The organism is Allobosea sp. RCC_152_1 (genome assembly GCF_041360765.1).
GTDB classification, from domain to species: Bacteria; Pseudomonadota; Alphaproteobacteria; order Rhizobiales; family Beijerinckiaceae; genus Allobosea; species Allobosea spartocytisi.
In genome coordinates, this window is the sequence record NZ_JBFUPU010000003.1 from 521982 (window position 1) to 538742 (window position 16761).

The window sequence follows — 16761 nt, forward strand, 5'->3', positions numbered from 1 at the left end:
GGTCCGACAGATGCTAGTCCCGGTCTCTGCACGGCCGACCCGCGAGAGAATTTCCGCAGCCACCACCGAGCTTCAGACGGAAATCGCTGTTCCGTCACGCTGTGGGTCTGCGCTGCCCGAACACAGGCCATCGGCGATTCCAACCGCGCGAAGGGCCCTCGACCGCCACGACGCCGCAGGCGGAACGAACGAATTGCCGACGCCCAGACCCGCTCAGACTTTGTTAGCGCGGCTCCTGGCGCGCGCCGCCGGACAGCAGTTGCTCGCTCCCCGCGAGCGCGGCGTCGACGGCGCGCCCCGAAGCGGTGAGAGAGTACTCGACATGCAACACCCGGCCGCTGAGATCGTGGCGCTCGACATAGCCGGCGGCCTCGAGAGCCTTCAGCCGGGCGGAGAGAACCCGCGCCGAAATCCGCGGCGGGAGTTGCCGTCTCAGAGCTCCGAAACGCAGGGGCCCGTGACGAGCCAGTGAAAACACGATGTGGCTCATCCATTCCTGCGAGAAGAACTTCAGGAAGCCGTCGGCCAGACAGTGTTCGTCTGCGGAATCATTCGAACTGGTCATGCGCTTTGCTCTGACTACCGGTATCTCTCAGGTAACTAATGGATTTCGCGCCGCCCGCCCCCTAGGTTCCGCCAGAGTTCGGATGTTCCGGGTTTCCCATACCGGTCGTCGGGCAGGCAAGGCCACATATTCGTTCGCCGCCCCAGGCGGCGACCAGCGCGCGGATGCCCGCGCTTTCGCAACCGGCCCCGGACGATGCCCGACCTGACGGGCCCGCGGACCACTTTAGAGAAGGAAGCTTGCCATGCCATTCGTGACGACGCGCGACGGGGTCGATATCTTCTTCAAAGATTGGGGCCTGCGGGACGCCCGTCCGATCGTCTTCCACCATGGCTGGCCTCTGTCTTCGGATGATTGGGACGGGCAGATGCTGTTCTTCCTGTCGAAGGGATATCGCGTCGTCGCGCATGACCGGCGCGGGCATGGTCGTTCCGCCCAGGTCTCGGACGGACACGACATGGACCACTATGCCGCGGATGCCTTCGCCGTTGCCGAGGCTTTGGATCTGCGGAACGCCGTCCATATCGGCCACTCGACCGGTGGCGGCGAAGTGGCACGCTATGTCGCTGTACATGGCGAGCCAGCCGGGCGCGTGGCCAAGGCGGTGCTGGTCAGCGCCGTGCCCCCGCTGATGCTCAAGACCGAGAAGAACCCGGGCGGCCTGCCGATCGAGGTCTTCGACAGCTTCCGCAAGGCGCTCGCCGACAACCGGGCGCAGTTTTTCCTCGATGTGCCGACGGGGCCCTTCTACGGCTTCAACCGGCCGGGCGCGAAGGTCGATCAGGGCGTCATCTGGAACTGGTGGCGCCAGGGCATGATGGGCAGCGCCAAGGCCCATTATGACGGCATCAAGGCGTTCTCCGAAACCGACCAGACCGAGGATCTGAAGGCGATCGGCGTGCCGACGCTGGTCCTCCATGGCGAGGACGACCAGATCGTACCGATCGCCGATTCCGCGCATGAATCGATCAAGCATTTGAGGCACGGCACGCTGAAGACCTATCCCGGCTTCAGCCACGGCATGCTGACCGTGAACGCCGGGACGCTCAACGCCGATCTGCTGGCCTTCATCGAGGCCTGAGATCCCGCGGGCAGCGGCCGCCAGCTTGCTCGGCCGCTGCCATTCCACGCGACAGGAAGACGTGATGAAACTCTATCTGGTCTCGCTAGGCGCCGGTCTGCTCGTCGGCGTCGTCTACGGCCTGCTGAACGTTCGCTCGCCTGCGCCTCCCGTGATCGCGCTCATCGGACTGCTGGGCATCCTCGCCGGCGAGCAGATCGTTCCGGTCGCAAAGCGCCTCGCTTCGGGACAGGGCCTGACGCTCGGCTGGCTGCGGCATGAATGCGGCGAACATCTCTTCGGCACGCTGCCGTCCCGCCCCTCGGGCGATCAAAACCATGAAAGGCGCGAGTCATGAGTCCGACACGCCGGCAAACCACCTTTGGTGCCGCCGCCGGGGCCCTGTCGGGCCTGCTCGGCACCGCCGCCGCCCAGTCTCCGCAGCGAGGAACCGCTCCCATGACCGCCGATCTCATCCTCCGCAACGGCCGTTTCACGACGCTCGACCGGAGCAACCCGATCGCCAATGCGGTTGCCGTCAAGGACGGCGCCTTCCTCGCCGTCGGCAGCGAAGCCGACGTGATGGCTCATGCCGGGCCGAACACCAAGATCATCGACCTGAAGGGCCGCAGCGCCCTGCCCGGGCTGATCGACAACCATCTCCACATCATCCGCGGCGGGCTCAACTTCAACATGGAGCTGCGCTGGGACGGCGTACGCTCGCTCGCCGATGCGATGAGCATGCTCAAACGCCAGGTCGCAGTGACGCCGCCGCCGCAATGGGTGCGCGTCGTCGGCGGCTTCACCGAGCACCAGTTCGCCGAGAAGCGCCTGCCGACGATCGAGGAGCTCAACATCGTCGCGCCGGATACGCCGGTCTTCATCCTGCACCTCTATGACCGCGCCCTGCTGAACGGCGCCGCGCTGCGGGCCGTCGGCTATACCAAGGACACGCCGCAGCCGCCTGGCGGCGAGATCACACGCGACGCCAACGGCAATCCGACCGGGCTGCTGCTGGCGCGCCCGAACGCCGCCATCCTCTACGCGACGCTGGCCAAGGGGCCGAAGCTGCCCTTCGACTATCAGGTTAATTCGACCCGCCATTTCATGCGCGAGCTCAACCGGCTCGGCGTCACCGGCGCGATCGATGCCGGCGGCGGCTTCCAGAACTATCCGGACGACTACGCCGTCATCCAGAAGCTCGCTGACGAGAACCAGCTCACGATCCGCCTCGCCTACAACCTGTTCACGCAGAAGCCCAAGCAGGAGAAGGAGGACTTCCTCAACTGGACGAAGACCTCGACATACAAGCAGGGCGACGACTATTTCCGGCATAACGGCGCTGGCGAAATGCTGGTCTTCTCCGCCGCCGATTTCGAGGATTTCCGCGAGCCCCGGCCCGACATGCCGCCCGAGATGGAAGGCGATCTCGAAGGCGTCGTGCGCATCCTCGCCGAGAACCGCTGGCCCTGGCGCCTGCACGCGACCTATGACGAGACGATCTCGCGCGCGCTCGACGTGTTCGAGAAGGTCGACAAGGAGATCCCTCTCAAGGATCTCAACTGGTTCTTCGACCATGCCGAGACGATCTCGGAACGCTCGATCGACCGCATCGCCGCGCTCGGCGGCGGCGTCGCCGTGCAGCACCGCATGGCCTATCAGGGCGAGTATTTCGTCGAGCGTTACGGCGCGGCGGCCGCCGAAGCGACGCCCCCCGTGGCACGCCTGCTGGAGAAGGGGGTGAAGACCTCGGCCGGCACCGACGCCACCCGCGTCGCTTCCTACAACCCTTGGGTCGCGCTCTCCTGGCTGGTCACGGGCAAGACGGTCGGGGGCTTGCGCATCACGCCGCAGCGCAACTGTCTCGACCGCGAGACCGCGCTCAGGATGTGGACGGAGAACGTCACCTGGTTCTCCAACGAGGAGGGCAAGAAAGGCCGGATCACTGTGGGCCAGTTCGCCGATCTGATCGTGCCGGATCGCGATTTCTTCGGCTGCCCCGAAGACGACATCGCGCATATCTCGGCGGACCTGACCATCGTCGGCGGCAAGGTCGTCTATGGCGCGCGGGACTTCGCCGGGCTCGACGAAAGCGCACCACCGCCGGCGATGCCGGACTGGTCGCCGGTCAGGACGTTCAAGGGCTATGGCGCCTGGGGCGAGCCGGATGGCGCCGGCAAGAATTCGCTGCGGCGGGCGGCCATGACGCATTGCGGCTGCGCCAGTTCCTGCGGCGTGCATGGCCACGACCATGCCAGCGCCTGGTCGAGCAAATTGCCGGTCGGTGACCTCCGCAGCTTCTGGGGCGCGCTCGGCTGCGCCTGCTGGGCGGTGTGACCATGACAGCGAACGACCACGACTCGCAGCCGATGCGCGGCCTGCGTTGGCTGGCACTGCTGCTGCTCTGCGCCGCCTATATCCAGGGTCCGGTGACCAAGATTCTCGATTTCGAGGGCGCCATCGCCGAGATGGCCCATTTCGGCCTGTCGCCCGCGCCGATTTTCGCGATCGGTGTTATCGTCTTCGAACTCGCGATGAGCGCGCTCATCCTGCTTGGCCGCTGGCGCTGGCTCGCGGCGCTGGCGCTCGCCATGTTCACGCTGGCTGCAACCTTCGTCGCCCTGCGCTTCTGGGAAATGCCTGCCGGCCAGGGGCGAATGATGGCGATGAACGCCTTCTTCGAGCATCTCGGCCTGATCGGCGGCTTCATCATCGTGGCGCTCGACGATTTTAGCCGGCAAAAGGAAACAGTGTTATGACCGGCACCACCTCTCAGGCCTCCGGTTTTGCGCCGCTGCGCCAGAAGGTCTTCGCAGTCCTCTGGGCGGCGACGATCATCGGCAATATCGGCTCGTTCATGCGCGACGTCGCCAGCGCCTGGCTGGTGACCGACCTCTCCGGCGCACCCGCCGCGGTGGCGCTGGTGCAGGCGGCGGCGACGCTGCCGATCTTCCTGCTGGCGATCCCGGCCGGCGTGCTCTCGGATATCCTCGACCGCCGCAAATTCCTGATCGCCATCCAGATCCTGCTCGGCTGCGTCAGCCTCTCGCTGATGACGCTGGCGAGCCTCGGCCAGCTCAGCGTGCCTGCCCTGGTCGGGCTCACCTTTCTCGGCGGCATCGGCGCGGCGCTGATGGCGCCGACCTGGCAGGCGATCGTGCCCGAACTCGTCGGCAAGGCCGATCTCAAGAGCGCCGTGGCACTGAATTCGCTCGGCATCAACATCTCGCGCGCCATCGGCCCGGCGCTGGGCGGCTTGATCCTCGCCGCCTTCGGCGCCGGCTTCACCTATGGCGCCGACGTGCTGAGCTATGTGCTGGTGATCGGAGCGCTGTTCTGGTGGCGCCGCCCGGTGGGCGCCGACGACGCGCTGAGCGAGCGCTTTGCCGGGGCGTTCCGGGCCGGGCTGCGCTATGCCAAAGCGAGCCGGGAGCTCCATCGCGTGCTGCTGCGCGCGGCGATCTTCTTCGGCTGCGCCAGCGCCGTCTGGGCCCTGTTGCCGCTGGTCGCGCGCAATCTGCTCGGCGGCGGCGCCAGCTTCTACGGCGTCCTGCTCGGCGCGGTTGGAGCAGGCGCGATCGGCGGTGCCGTCATCCTGCCGCGCTTGCGGGAGCGTCTCGATGCCGATGGCCTGCTGCTGCTCTCGGCCGTGCTCACAGCGTTGGTCATGGCCGCGCTGACGCTGTCGCCACCGCAATGGCTCGCGATCGTCATCCTGCTCGTACTCGGGATGGCCTGGATCGTGGCGCTGACGACGCTGAATGGCGTTGCGCAGGCCATTCTGCCGAACTGGGTGCGTGGGCGGGCGCTTGCCGTCTATCTCACCGTGTTCAACGGCGCGATGACCGCCGGTAGCCTCGGCTGGGGCGCGGTCGCGGAAGCAGCCGGCATCCGCGGCACCTTGCTGATCGGCGCGGCCGTATTGCTCGTCGCCGGAATCGTGATGCACCGGATCAAGCTGCCCGCGGGCGAGGCCGATCTCGCGCCCTCCAATCATTGGCCAGAACCGCTCGTCGCGGCGGAGGTCGGCAATGATCGCGGCCCCGTTCTGATCCTGATCGAATACCGCGTGCCGGCTGCCGATCGGGAGGTGTTCCTGCGGGCGATCAACGAATTGTCGATCGAGCGGCGCCGCGACGGAGCCTATGGCTGGGGCATCACCGAGGACACGGCCGACCCCGAGAAGCTCGTGGAGTGGTTCATGGTCTCGTCCTGGGCCGAGCATCTGCGCCAGCATCGCCGCGTCTCGAAGGCCGATGCCGATATCCAGCAGGACGTCAGGCGCTTCCATGCCGGGCAGGAAGGGCCGGTCGTCCGCCACTTCCTCCATGTCGATCCGCCGGCCCGTCCTGCCGATGCCCCTGCAGGAACGAAGGCCTGATGCGGTCGCGCCATTCAACCACTCACGAACAGGAGAGCCCTATGACGAAATATCTCGAAGTCCTCACCCCGCAGAATTGCCAGATCATCTTCATCGACCAGCAGCCGCAGATGGCCTTTGGCGTCCAGTCGATCGATCGACAGGTCTTGAAGAACAATGTCGTGGGCCTGGCCAAGGCCGCGAAGATCTTCGGCATTCCGACGACGATCACCACGGTCGAGACCACGAGCTTCTCCGGCCATACCTATCCCGAATTGCTGGCGGTCTTTCCGCAGAACAAGATCCTCGAGCGCACCTCGATGAACTCCTGGGACGACCAGAATGTCCGCGACGCGCTCGCCGCCAATGGCCGCAAGAAAGTGGTCGTCTCCGGCCTCTGGACCGAGGTGTGCAACACGACCTTCGCGCTCTGCGCCATGCTGGAAGGCGATTACGAGATCTACATGGTCGCCGATGCTTCCGGCGGCACCTCGGTCGATGCGCATAAATACGCCATGGACCGCATGGTGCAGGCCGGGGTGGTCCCGGTGACCTGGCAGCAGGTTCTGCTCGAATGGCAGCGCGACTGGGCTCGCCGCGAAAGCTATGACGCGGTCATGGCCCTCGTGAAGGAGCATTCCGGCGCTTATGGCATGGGCGTCGACTACGCCTATACGATGGTCCACGGCGCGCCGGAGCGTGTCGTCCATGGCGAGCGGATCGGCCCTCGGCCGGCAAAGGCCTGAGGTTCGGGAGGTCACAGCCGGGCGCTTTCGGCCGTGACCTCCGTCCGTGCCCGGATGGATCAACGCCCCTTGTCGAGGAAGGGGCGGACCATGGCGATCGTGGCCGTGGGGTTCTCCTCCAGGATCCAATGACCGGAATCGGGGATAACGCCTTCGGTCACGTCGGTCGCAGCATCCCGCATGACCACCGCCATCGTCGTGCCGAACGACTTCTCGCCGCCGAGCGCCAGAACCGGCATGGTGAGCTTGCCGCCGGCCTTCAGAAAAGCGCGGTTGTCGATCGCGTCCTGATCGAAGGCCGCGAACTGGGCAAAGCCCGAATGCATCGCGCCGGGCAATGCGTAGAGCTTGGCGTAATGCTCGCGCGACGCCTCGGTGAAGCGCGCCGGCGTTGCCGAGAACTCGTTCCAGAAGCGGTCGAGATAGATGCGCTCGCGGCCGGCCACGAGCCGCTCCATGTCCGGCCCGCCGAAGCGGAAATGCCAGAGCAGCGGGTTCTTGAGGATCTCCTCCCAGGGGCCGACGCCGGGTACGGGTGCGTCGATGAGAGCGAAGCGGCCGACGCGCTGCGGATATTGTGCGGCGAAGGCGAAGCCGACCATGTTGCCAATGTCATGCGTCACCAGATTGGCTCGCTCGATCTTGAGCGCGTCGAGCACGCCGGCCACGTCCCCGGCCTGGGTCTTCTTGTCGAAGCCGGAGGCCGGCTTCGACGACAGGCCGAGCCCGCGCAGATCGGGCACCACCACCATGTAGTCCCGCGCCAGATCGGCCGCCATCGGCGCCCACATGTCGCCGGTCTCACCATAGCCGTGCAGCAGCACCACCGCCGGGCCCCGGCCGCCGACACGAACATGGATGGTCGCGCCGTTGGTCGCGATCTCCTGTGTCTTGAAGGAAGCCGGAAAGTCGGAAACCTGAGCGACCGCCGGGGTGGCCATGGCAATCGCTCCAAGTGCTAAAGCGAGCTTCAACATCCCAAATCTCCCGCCTGTCGGGAGGGCGGTCGCTGCGACCGTCGCTGTCAGCCCCGTTGGCGTGACGCAACGTAGCATTGGCCTCACGTTCGGATTAGCATCGCATCAGCGAAATTCAGATCCGGAAAAACCGAACGATGTTGAAGCTCGACGGCATCGCAACCTTCGTCGCGATCGCGGAGGCCGGCTCTCTGAGCGAGGCGGCCCGCCGGCTGCGCCTGTCGAAATCGGTGGTGAGCGACCGCCTCGCCGAGCTGGAACGCGGCCTGGGCGCGAGCCTCCTGCATCGCAGCGCGCGCCGGCTCACGCTCACCGAGGACGGAGCCGCCTTTCTCACCCGCGCCACCCGTATCGCCCGGGATGTCGAGGAGGCTGCGGCCGATATGGCGGAGCGGCGGGGCGCCCTCGTCGGAGCGTTGCGGATTTCGGCACCGGTCACCTTCGGCCGGATGCATCTCGGCCCGGCGATCTACCCTTTTCTGGCCCGGCATCCCCGGATCGAGTTGACGCTCGACCTCGACGACCGCCGTATCGACGCCGGCTCCGACAGCTTTGATGCCGTGCTGCGCCATGGGCCGATCGCGGATTCGCGCCTCGTCGCCTGGACGCTGGCGCCGAGCCGGCGGGCTCTCGTCGCGTCGCCGGACTATCTCGCGCGGCGCGGGACGCCCGGCTCATTGGCCGAGCTCGATGGGCATGACGGCATCTTCTACACGAACCGCGGCGTGGGCGACTGGCGGTTCCGCGGGCCCGAGGGCGCCATCAGCGTGCGCGGGCGCCCGGCGCTGCGGGTCAACAACGGCGACATGATGCGGGATGCCGCGCTGGCGGGTCTGGGCATCGCATTGCTGCCGCTGTTCATCGCAAGCGCCGAGATCCGGAGCGGCGGTCTGCGCATCGTCGACATCGGCGTTCAGCCTGAAACCGAATTCATTCACCTGGCCCATCCCGAAGGTCGCCGCCCCTCGGCGAAGCTGCGCGCCTTCGCAGATTGCCTTCGCCGCGCCTTCGGCGATCCGCCCCCTTGGGAACGCTGAGGCGCAATCCGCAGCAGGACGGACGACAAAGCTTCTCGCCGCCGCCTCTCATGCAGCAGCGAGACCTGCGATCGGATTTTGAGGCGTCAGCGCAGGCGCAAGATCATGTGCCTCAGCAGCGCTTCCCTGCGCGGCAGGGCCGATACGAGAATGTGCTCGCGCGGCAAGTGCCACTCGTTCCCGATGACGCCCAGCCCGTCGAGCGTCGAGGTCCCGACGCTCGACGTGAAATTGCCGTCGCTGCCAAAGCTGCCGCGCGTCGCGCTCAAATCGCCCCCCCAAGATCACGGCCGATTTCGCCGGCCTTCGCGAACAGGGGCCGGGAGCGATACGGTGTTTCCTGGTAGAATCTCGACGCTGATCGAGACGACACATCGATCCCGCAAGCCGATTGGAGGAAATCATGCGCGTTGGCGTCCCCAAGGAAATCAAGGTCCATGAATATCGCGTCGGGCTGACGCCGGAAGCCGCCCGGGAATATGTTGCCGCCGGCCACGAGGTGTTGATCGAGGCAGGAGCCGGGACTGGTATCTCCGCCCCGGATGCAGCCTATGAGGCAGCCGGAGCGCGGATTGTGGGCCACGCTGCCGAGGTGTTCGCCTCGGCGGATATGATCGTCAAGGTCAAGGAACCGCAGCTGACGGAGTGGGGGCAGCTGCGTGAAGGCCAGATTCTTTTCACCTATCTGCACCTCGCCCCCGACCCGAAACAGACGGCCGGCCTGGTACAGTCCGGCGTCACCGCCATTGCCTACGAGACCGTGACAGACCGCTTTGGCGGGTTGCCACTTCTGGCGCCGATGAGCGAGGTCGCCGGACGGCTCGCGATCGAGGCCGCCGGCGTTTCCCTCAAGCGCCATGCAGGCGGGCGCGGCATCCTGATCGGCGGCGTGCCCGGCGTTCCGCCGGCCCGCATCGTCGTGATCGGCGGTGGCGTCGTCGGCACGCATGCTGCCCGCATGGCCGCCGGATTGGGCGCGGACGTCGTCATCATCGACAGATCGCTGCAAAGGCTGCGGCAGCTCGACGAGTTGTTCGGCGGCAGGGTCCGCACGCGATTTTCGACGCTGCATGCCATCGAAGAGGAGGTGGTCGCCGCCGACGTGGTCATCGGAGCGGTCCTCATCCCCGGCGCTGCGGCACCGCGATTGGTGTCACGCGCGCAGCTCTCGCGGATGAAGCGCGGGGCGGTTCTCGTCGATGTCGCGATCGACCAGGGCGGGTGCTTCGAAACCTCGCGGCCGACGACACATGCCGATCCGACCTTCGAGGTCGACGGCGTGATCCACTATTGCGTCGCAAACATGCCCGGAGCCGTCCCGCTGACCTCCAGCTACGCCTTGAACAATGCCACGCTCCCGTTTGGACTGGCGCTCGCCGCGAAGGGCCTCGACGCCATTCGCAGCGATCCCCATCTCGCGGCCGGCCTGAACGTCCACCGCGGCCAGATCACGAACGAACCGGTCGCCGCCAGCCTTCGATCGCCCTGCGTATCGGTGGAGAAGGCCCTGGCCGCATAAGGCGGTGGCTCCCGGCAGTTTTTCCCTGGACGGTTTGCCGGGAGCTGCCGAGCTGCTCCTGACGTGGAAGCCATCTGCCGCGAAAGCCTGAGATCGCGGTCCGACTACGGCGTGTTTGGGCGGGTGACGCTCACGTCGTGGCGTGGGGAAGCGCGGTCATCGCGTGCAGGTGCAGCCGCATCTTGATGTCCTGGTTGTGATTGCCGAAGCCGCGGCCGAAGATGTTGACGCCGCCGGGCCTGCCCTCCCTTTCGTCGATGCCGACACGCATCTTGATCGAGTGGTGCCGGTCGAGGTCGAGCTCCTCGATCGTGACATCGCTGAGTCTGCGCTCGCCGAGGAAGGTGCCTTCGGCCGTGATGCGCCAGGTCGTCAGAATGCCGTATTGCGATCCCTCGAGCTTCCACCAGTGCGGCGTGTAGGCGCCGCGGCGGTCCCCATAATCGCCGGGGCATGTCCAGGTTCCGATCTTGCGCTCGTTGACCCACAGGCTGATGTCCGAGGGCCAGTCGGAATTGGTCCCCGGCACTTCCGACGACATCTCCATCTCGAATTCGAGGGCTTCGACCTTGCGGTTGAGAACCTTCGCATTATTCGGGAATTTGTATTCGACATAGCCGCGACCGAACCAGATCAGCGCCGCCTGTACGCGGCGCGGATCGAGAAACAGTTCGGGCACGTCGAGCACCCCTAGAATGCGCTCGGTCGAGCACAGACCGCAGGGGGCGGAGACGTCCGAATTCGTATACAGCCCGAGCGGCATCTCGACCTCGACGACATTGTTCTCGCGGCTGGGATCGTCGGGGTCGAGATTGACGACGATCTCGGTATAGCGGGCGGCGCAGACCTTCTGCTGGCCCTTGGTGGCCTTGCCGAGCGAGGTCGAGATCAGCTCGGCCTCTTCCAGCACCTGGACGTTGGTCACGATCGTCGATTGCGGCAGACCGAGGATCTCCGCAATCTGATTGATGTTCTTCGGGCCCTGCCGGTTGAGCAGCCTCAGGATGCGCAGCCTGACCGGAGAGGCCAGGCCGCGCAGCACCTGATACTGCCGGTCGGCGTTAACGACGAGGAAGCCCCGGTCGCGCGGCTTGGTCGCGCCCGACGTGTCGCCGCGATTGCCGCGGCGGCCGCGCTGGTGTCGTGGCGGGCTCTCGTCCATCGTCGCGGGCTTCTGTCAGCTGTCCAGCCTGATCACATTCCACGAAGCCGGCTGCAAGGCCAGGGTGATGCTGTCCGGCTTCGTCGAGACCTTCTTCAATGTCGCCGGCTTGACCTTGAGCGGTTCCTCCTTGCTGTTGACCGCCTTCAGGTCGGCATGGCGCAGTTCGGTCGCTTCCGAGACCGTGAGCTTGCCGAAGCCGCGCGCATCGACGGTGACCTCGACGCCCTGTTCAAGGTCGCGATTGAGCAGGAAGAGCGAGACGCCCTTGTCGTCGCAGACCACGGACGCCTTCAGATAGGGCGCGTCGATCGGATAGAAGAGATCCTGCTTGCCCCTGGGGTCGAAATAGGAGGCCTCGTAGCTTTCGGATTTGACGATCGCCTTGAGCACGGTCCCGCGTCCCAGCCGGCTCATCTGCGCGAAGGGCCAGAAGATGGTCTGGCGCCAGGCCGGACCGCCGGTCTCGGTCATGATTGGCGCGATGACGTTGACGAGCTGTGCGAGGCAGGCGGTCTTCACGCGATCGGCGTGATTGAGAAGCGAGATGCAGGCGCCGCCAAAGACCAGGGCGTCCTCCATGGAGTAGATTTCCTCGAGGATCGGCGGCGCCACCGGCCATCCTTCCTTGACGCGGTCGGCCCGCACGCGCCGCGTCCGGTACCACACGTTCCATTCGTCGAAGCTCAGCATGATGCGCTTGTCGGAGCGACGGCGTGCCGCAACGGCGTCTGAGATCGCGACGACCTCCTCGATGAACTGGTCCATCAGGTCGGGGCTGGCGAGGAAGGCTTTGGTGTCGCCGGCGTAGTTGTTGAAGTAGGTGTGCAGCGAGATGAATTCGACCTGGTCGAAGGTGTGCTCCAGCACCTCGTCCTCCCAGCGGCCATAGGTCGGCATGTTGCGGCCAGAGGAGCCGCAGGCGGCGAGCTCGATCGACGGGTCGATCCAGCGCATCATCTTCGCCGCCTCATAGGCGACGCGCCCGTATTCCGTCGCGGTCTTGTGCTCCATCTGCCAGGGGCCGTCGACCTCGTTGCCGAGGCACCAGAACTTGATGTCATGCGGCTTCTTCCAGCCATGCTTGATGCGGAGATCCGACCAGGCCGTGCCGCCGGGATGGTTGCAGTATTCGACGAGATTGCGCGCCGCGTCGCCGTCGCGCGTGCCGAGATTGACGGCGAGCATGGGCTCGATCTTCGCCGCCCGGCACCAGTCCACGAATTCGTTGGTGCCGAAGCTGTTCGGCTCGGTGGTGAACCAGGCGAGGTCGAGCCTCGCGGGGCGGTCCTTGATCGGGCCGACGCCATCCTCCCAATTATAGCCGGAGACGAAATTCCCGCCCGGATAGCGCATGATCGTCGGCCCGAGCTCCTTGACGAGTTCGAGCACGTCCTTGCGGAAGCCACGCTTGTTGGCGGTGGGGTGGCCGGGCTCGTAGATGCCGCCATAGACGCAGCGACCGAGATGCTCGACGAAGGCGCCGAAGAGCCTCGGATCAGTGTCGCCGATGGCGAAGGCGCGGTCGAAGGTGATGCTGGCTTGTCTCATGACCTGTCTCCGGATGTTTCAACCGCTTTGCGTGGATGGGTGGCACGAAAGGCCCCGGCGCTGTCGGGCGTGAGCACGGCGTCGCGGAGTTGGCGGGAATAGGGATGCGTGGGTGCCGAGAGCACGGCACGAGCCGGTCCCTGCTCGACCACGACGCCCTTCTGCATGATGATCAGCCGGTCGCTGATGTAGTAGGCGGTGGCGAGATCGTGGGTGATGTAGACGATCGACAGGCCGAGCTCGTCGCGCAGCCGGCCGAACAGGTTGACGATCGACATGCGCAGAGATGCGTCCACCATCGAGACAGGCTCGTCGGCGACGATCAGCCTGGGCTTCGCGACGAGGGCACGCGCGATGGCGACGCGCTGCAGCTGGCCGCCGGAGAGCTCGTGCGGAAACCGCCCCGCGATTTCCGGGAGCGACAATCCGACCTGCCGCAACGCCTCGTCGACCGGTTCCTCGACGGCGCTTTTGTCGGCCGCGCCGCCGAAGCGCTCCGCCGTCATGAACAGATAGCGGTCGAGCTGCTTCAGCGGATTGAACGCCTCGAACGGGTTCTGGAAGATCGGCTGGACCTCGGCCATGAAGGCGCGCCGCTCATAGGCCGCGACGTCGCGGCCCCCGAGCCTGATCAGGCCGGAGCTGGGCGCATGGATGCCGAGGATCATCCGCGCCAGGGTCGACTTGCCCGAGCCCGACTCGCCGATCACGGTGAAGATCTCAGGCTTGTCGGCCGCGAGGGCGAAGCTCACCTCCTTCACGGCCTCGACGCGGCGCGTCGAGAACAGCCCCCCGCGCGAGAAGCTCTTGCCGACTCGGTCGAGTTCGAGCAGCGCGCTCATGCCGCCGCCCCCTCGTTGACCGCATGGCAGGCGACGCGATGGCCGGGAAGGCTCTCGATCATGGCGGGCACGGTGGTTGCACAGATCGGCATGGCCAGCGGGCAGCGCGGATGAAAGCGGCAGCCGGGCGGAGGCGCCGCCAGATTGGGCGGGGATCCTTCGAGGCCGTCGCGCTGCTGCGTGTCGCCGATGCGCGGCAGGCTCGCGATCAGGTGGCGCGTATAGGGATGCAGCGGCCGCGAGAAGATCTCGGGCGTCTCGCCATCCTCGACGAGGCGCCCCGCATACATGATGCCGAGCCGGTCGGTCAGGGCGGCGTGGACACCCATGTCATGGGTGATGAACAGCACGCTCGAGCCCATCTCGCACTGGATCGCGCGGATCATCGCCAGCACGTCTTTCTGCACGACCACATCGAGGGCCGTGGTCGGTTCGTCGGCGATGATGAAATCCGGCTTGCAGATCGTCGCGAGCGCGATGGTCACACGCTGGCGCATGCCGCCGGACAGCTCGTGCGGATAGGCGGCGAGCACCGACGGGTCGAGCTTGACGCGCTCCAGATGCGCTTCGGCCCGCGCGTCGAATTCGGCCTTGCTGCCGCCGAGATGGCGCCAGGCGAAGTCGCGAAAACAGTGCCTGACCCGCCTGAGCGGGTTCAGCACGTTCATCGAGCCCTGCATGATGTAGGACAGGTGCCGCCAGCGGATGGCGCGCACCACATCCGGCGGCGCCCGGCCGATCGCGTCCCAGCCCGGCAGGAAGGAAAAGCGGGCCGAACCACCGACCATTTCGAGCGGCGGCTTCAGCAGCCCCGCGATCGTCTTGACCAGAGTCGTCTTACCGGAGCTGGATTCCCCCGCAAGCCCGTAGATCTCGTTGCGGTTCACCGCGAAGGTGACGCCGTCCACCGCCCTCACCTCGCGGTTGACGCCGAAATAATGGCTGCGGAAATGCGCCTGGAGGTCGCGAACCTCGAGCACCGGCCCCGCATCGTCCCCACCGCTCATCGGCTGCCTCCCATCCGGGCGAGACGGCTGCGCGGGTCGATATATTCGTTCATCGAGACAGCCAGCAGAAACAGGCCGACGAAGGTCATCACCACCAGCGCGACGGGAAAGGCGATCCACCACCAGATGCCGGCCACGAGAGCGGTATGCTGGTTGGCCCAGTAGATCATCCCGCCGATCGTCGGTGTGTTGATGTCGGTGAAGCCCAGCACGGCGAGGGTGACCTCGATGCCGATCGACCAGTTCATGTTGTTCATCGTGGTGGAGAAGACGATCGGCAACACATAGGGCAGGTGCTCGCGCGCCAGGATCTCGTGCGTCTTCATCCCCGAGAAGACGCTCGTCTGCGTGAACTCGCGCGTCTTCAGGGAAAGGGCGACCGAGCGGATCAGGCGGGCGTCATAGGCCCAGCCGAGGCAAGCCATGATCGTCGCCAGCAGCGGCGTCGACATCGAATCGCGCAGGACGAAGTAGAAGAGGATCAGGATCGGGAAGAGCGGGATGACGATGAAGGTGTCGTTGATCGACATCAGCACCCGGTCGATCCAGCCGCCGCAGTAGCCGGCGAGCAGCCCGACGACGAGCGCGATCACCCGCGACAGCGCCGCGACCATGATGCCGAAGAAGAGCGTGTTGCGGATCGCCGCCGTGAGCTGCCAGAACACGTCCTGCCCGCGCGAGGTCGTTCCGAGCCAATAGGCGGTGGAGGGCGGCAGGTCGGGCGGCACGACATAGACGTCGCCCGCCGGATAGGGCGAGACGAGGGACAGCGCCGCCATCATCGCCACGATGCCGACGAGCACGAGCCCGATCCGGAATTCGAGGTTGTAGCGGATCAGGTCCCGCAGGATGGCCAGCATCAGCGCAGCTCCACGCGCGGGTCGATCAGCGGGTAGAGCAGATCGATCACCAGGACCCCGACCGAGACGGCGATGATCGAGACGGTGGTGACGCCGAGCACCAGCCCGTAGTCGCCGGCATAGACCGCATCGACAAGGAGGGTCCCGACGCCGGGATAGCCAAAGACCTTCTCGGTGATCACCGCGCCGTTGAAGATGCCGCCGAGCGACATGGCGAGCCCGGTCACCTGCGGCGCCAGCGCATTGCGCATGACGTAGGAGCCGAGCACCCTGCGGCTGTCGAGCCCGGCGATCTCGGCATAGACGACATAGTCCTCGGTCACGATGTTCGAAACGAGCGAGCGCATGCCGAGGAACCAGCTGCCGAGCCCGATCAGGATCAGCGAGAGCGCCGGCAGGACCGAGTGCCGGGCGACGCTCGAAACGAAGGACCAGTTCCAGCCCTGCTGCAGGTTCATTGCCGACCCGCCGGTGATCGGCAGCACCGGCCAGAGGAAGCCGAAGACGATGAGCAGCAGAAGCGCGACGATGTAGTAGGGGATCGGATGGACGCCCATGGCGACGACGCCCATCAGCTTCAGCGTGCGGTTGCGCTGGTAGTAGCCGGCGAGCCCGCCGAGCCAATTGCCCAGCACCCAGGTGATCAGCGTCGAGACGATCAGCAGACCCGCCGTCCAGGGCAGCGCGCGACCGATCAGGGTCGAGACGGGGGTCGGGAAGGCGGACAGAGAGGGGCCGAAATCGCCGCGCAGGACCCGGCTCCAGAAGGTGACGTATTGCTCGGCCAGCGTGCCCTTGAGCCCGTAGAGCTCCTGCAGCGAGGCGCGCATCGCCGCGATCGCCTCGGGCGCGGTGCTGCCGAAGGAGGTCACGGCCGAGATCGACTGCTCGACCGGGTCGATCGGCGAGGCATGGGTGATCACGAAGGCCAGGTTGACCCCGATGAAAACCACCACGGCGAACTGGGCCAGACGTTTCGCGAGATAGGCGGGGTAGGCGCTCATGCGATCCCGAAAGCTCCACCGGTCCGTGCGACGCAGACGTCACCGGCTGGCGATTGTCCTGGGAGGAAGGC

The 16761-nt window shown here is 66.1% G+C and carries 17 protein-coding genes; 8 read left to right on the top strand and 9 right to left on the bottom strand.

Translation table 11 applies throughout. The annotated features are described in order from the left end of the window. Positions 1-223: 223 nt before the first annotated feature. On the bottom strand, positions 224-565 hold the full coding sequence (locus tag AB6806_RS14285) for a winged helix-turn-helix transcriptional regulator (RefSeq protein WP_112762589.1): 342 nt from the start codon (positions 563-565) through the stop codon (positions 224-226). A 244-nt stretch (positions 566-809) separates the two neighbouring features. Between AB6806_RS14285 and AB6806_RS14290 the strand changes: the two genes are divergently transcribed. The 6 genes from AB6806_RS14290 (at position 810) to AB6806_RS14315 (ending at position 6731) form a co-directional block, all read left to right on the top strand. Then, on the top strand, positions 810-1646 hold the full coding sequence (locus AB6806_RS14290) for an alpha/beta fold hydrolase (protein ID WP_370954797.1): 837 nt from the start codon (positions 810-812) through the stop codon (positions 1644-1646). 64 nt (positions 1647-1710) lie between these two features. Then, complete coding sequence (locus tag AB6806_RS14295) at positions 1711-1983, top strand: XapX domain-containing protein (protein ID WP_038367164.1); 273 nt, start codon at positions 1711-1713, stop codon at positions 1981-1983. Beyond that, on the top strand, positions 1980-3962 hold the full coding sequence (locus AB6806_RS14300; protein ID WP_370954798.1) for an amidohydrolase: 1983 nt from the start codon (positions 1980-1982) through the stop codon (positions 3960-3962). Before AB6806_RS14295 ends, AB6806_RS14300 begins: the two co-directional genes overlap by 4 nt. Positions 3963-3964: 2 nt before the next feature. Next, positions 3965-4384 carry a DoxX family protein gene (locus tag AB6806_RS14305; protein ID WP_370954799.1) on the top strand — a complete coding sequence of 140 codons (420 nt, stop codon included), beginning with the start codon at positions 3965-3967 and terminating at the stop codon, positions 4382-4384. Further along, positions 4381-6006: an MFS transporter gene (locus tag AB6806_RS14310; protein ID WP_191125554.1), complete on the top strand. Its 1626-nt coding sequence runs from the start codon at positions 4381-4383 to the stop codon at positions 6004-6006. The genes AB6806_RS14305 and AB6806_RS14310 overlap by 4 nt, the downstream gene beginning before the upstream one ends. A gap of 41 nt (positions 6007-6047) precedes the next feature. Further along, entirely contained in the window at positions 6048-6731 is a 684-nt protein-coding gene (locus tag AB6806_RS14315; protein WP_191125553.1) for a hydrolase, read from the top strand. Positions 6732-6790: 59 nt separating this feature from the next. Here the strand turns inward: AB6806_RS14315 and AB6806_RS14320 are convergent, their stop codons facing one another. Then, on the bottom strand, positions 6791-7708 hold the full coding sequence (locus AB6806_RS14320; protein ID WP_370954800.1) for an alpha/beta fold hydrolase: 918 nt from the start codon (positions 7706-7708) through the stop codon (positions 6791-6793). Between the two features lie 137 nt (positions 7709-7845). Between AB6806_RS14320 and AB6806_RS14325 the strand changes: the two genes are divergently transcribed. After that, complete coding sequence (locus AB6806_RS14325; RefSeq protein ID WP_038367151.1) at positions 7846-8745, top strand: LysR family transcriptional regulator; 900 nt, start codon at positions 7846-7848, stop codon at positions 8743-8745. A gap of 86 nt (positions 8746-8831) precedes the next feature. Here AB6806_RS14325 and AB6806_RS14330 read toward each other — a convergent pair whose 3' ends face one another. Beyond that, positions 8832-9014 carry a M20 family metallopeptidase gene (locus AB6806_RS14330; RefSeq protein WP_142023289.1) on the bottom strand — a complete coding sequence of 61 codons (183 nt, stop codon included), beginning with the start codon at positions 9012-9014 and terminating at the stop codon, positions 8832-8834. A gap of 134 nt (positions 9015-9148) precedes the next feature. Here AB6806_RS14330 and ald point away from each other — a divergent pair, with 134 nt between their 5' ends. Beyond that, positions 9149-10264, top strand: a complete 1116-nt coding sequence (gene ald, locus AB6806_RS14335) for an alanine dehydrogenase (protein WP_142023288.1) — start codon at positions 9149-9151, stop codon at positions 10262-10264. A gap of 130 nt (positions 10265-10394) precedes the next feature. Here ald and AB6806_RS14340 read toward each other — a convergent pair whose 3' ends face one another. The 6 genes from AB6806_RS14340 to AB6806_RS14365 are packed head-to-tail and all read right to left on the bottom strand — an operon-like array spanning position 10395 to position 16690. After that, positions 10395-11426 (bottom strand): ArsR/SmtB family transcription factor, encoded by a 1032-nt coding sequence (locus tag AB6806_RS14340; RefSeq protein WP_081925606.1) that lies wholly within the window; start codon positions 11424-11426, stop codon positions 10395-10397. A gap of 15 nt (positions 11427-11441) precedes the next feature. After that, positions 11442-12977: an arabinosylfuranosidase ArfA gene (arfA, locus tag AB6806_RS14345; protein WP_038367143.1), complete on the bottom strand. Its 1536-nt coding sequence runs from the start codon at positions 12975-12977 to the stop codon at positions 11442-11444. Next, positions 12974-13819, bottom strand: a complete 846-nt coding sequence (locus tag AB6806_RS14350; RefSeq protein WP_142023287.1) for an ABC transporter ATP-binding protein — start codon at positions 13817-13819, stop codon at positions 12974-12976. Before AB6806_RS14350 ends, arfA begins: the two co-directional genes overlap by 4 nt. Further along, positions 13816-14826: an ABC transporter ATP-binding protein gene (locus tag AB6806_RS14355; protein ID WP_142023286.1), complete on the bottom strand. Its 1011-nt coding sequence runs from the start codon at positions 14824-14826 to the stop codon at positions 13816-13818. Before AB6806_RS14355 ends, AB6806_RS14350 begins: the two co-directional genes overlap by 4 nt. Then, entirely contained in the window at positions 14823-15686 is an 864-nt protein-coding gene (locus AB6806_RS14360) for an ABC transporter permease (RefSeq protein ID WP_142023285.1), read from the bottom strand. The genes AB6806_RS14355 and AB6806_RS14360 overlap by 4 nt, the downstream gene beginning before the upstream one ends. After that, positions 15686-16690: an ABC transporter permease gene (locus AB6806_RS14365; protein WP_142023284.1), complete on the bottom strand. Its 1005-nt coding sequence runs from the start codon at positions 16688-16690 to the stop codon at positions 15686-15688. The genes AB6806_RS14360 and AB6806_RS14365 overlap by 1 nt, the downstream gene beginning before the upstream one ends. Positions 16691-16761: the final 71 nt, after the last annotated feature.

Excerpts from the sequence above, each read along its gene's own strand:
- AB6806_RS14285 (WP_112762589.1), bottom strand. The coding sequence starts at position 565 with ATGACCAGTTCGAATGATTCCGCAGACGAACACTGTCTGGCCGACGGC.
- AB6806_RS14290 (WP_370954797.1), top strand. The coding sequence starts at position 810 with ATGCCATTCGTGACGACGCGCGACGGGGTCGATATCTTCTTCAAAGAT.
- AB6806_RS14295 (WP_038367164.1), top strand. The coding sequence starts at position 1,711 with ATGAAACTCTATCTGGTCTCGCTAGGCGCCGGTCTGCTCGTCGGCGTC.
- AB6806_RS14300 (WP_370954798.1), top strand. The coding sequence starts at position 1,980 with ATGAGTCCGACACGCCGGCAAACCACCTTTGGTGCCGCCGCCGGGGCC.
- AB6806_RS14305 (WP_370954799.1), top strand. The coding sequence starts at position 3,965 with ATGACAGCGAACGACCACGACTCGCAGCCGATGCGCGGCCTGCGTTGG.
- AB6806_RS14310 (WP_191125554.1), top strand. The coding sequence starts at position 4,381 with ATGACCGGCACCACCTCTCAGGCCTCCGGTTTTGCGCCGCTGCGCCAG.
- AB6806_RS14315 (WP_191125553.1), top strand. The coding sequence starts at position 6,048 with ATGACGAAATATCTCGAAGTCCTCACCCCGCAGAATTGCCAGATCATC.
- AB6806_RS14320 (WP_370954800.1), bottom strand. The coding sequence starts at position 7,708 with ATGTTGAAGCTCGCTTTAGCACTTGGAGCGATTGCCATGGCCACCCCG.
- AB6806_RS14325 (WP_038367151.1), top strand. The coding sequence starts at position 7,846 with ATGTTGAAGCTCGACGGCATCGCAACCTTCGTCGCGATCGCGGAGGCC.
- ald (WP_142023288.1), top strand. The coding sequence starts at position 9,149 with ATGCGCGTTGGCGTCCCCAAGGAAATCAAGGTCCATGAATATCGCGTC.
- AB6806_RS14340 (WP_081925606.1), bottom strand. The coding sequence starts at position 11,426 with ATGGACGAGAGCCCGCCACGACACCAGCGCGGCCGCCGCGGCAATCGC.
- arfA (WP_038367143.1), bottom strand. The coding sequence starts at position 12,977 with ATGAGACAAGCCAGCATCACCTTCGACCGCGCCTTCGCCATCGGCGAC.
- AB6806_RS14350 (WP_142023287.1), bottom strand. The coding sequence starts at position 13,819 with ATGAGCGCGCTGCTCGAACTCGACCGAGTCGGCAAGAGCTTCTCGCGC.
- AB6806_RS14355 (WP_142023286.1), bottom strand. The coding sequence starts at position 14,826 with ATGAGCGGTGGGGACGATGCGGGGCCGGTGCTCGAGGTTCGCGACCTC.
- AB6806_RS14360 (WP_142023285.1), bottom strand. The coding sequence starts at position 15,686 with ATGCTGGCCATCCTGCGGGACCTGATCCGCTACAACCTCGAATTCCGG.
- AB6806_RS14365 (WP_142023284.1), bottom strand. The coding sequence starts at position 16,690 with ATGAGCGCCTACCCCGCCTATCTCGCGAAACGTCTGGCCCAGTTCGCC.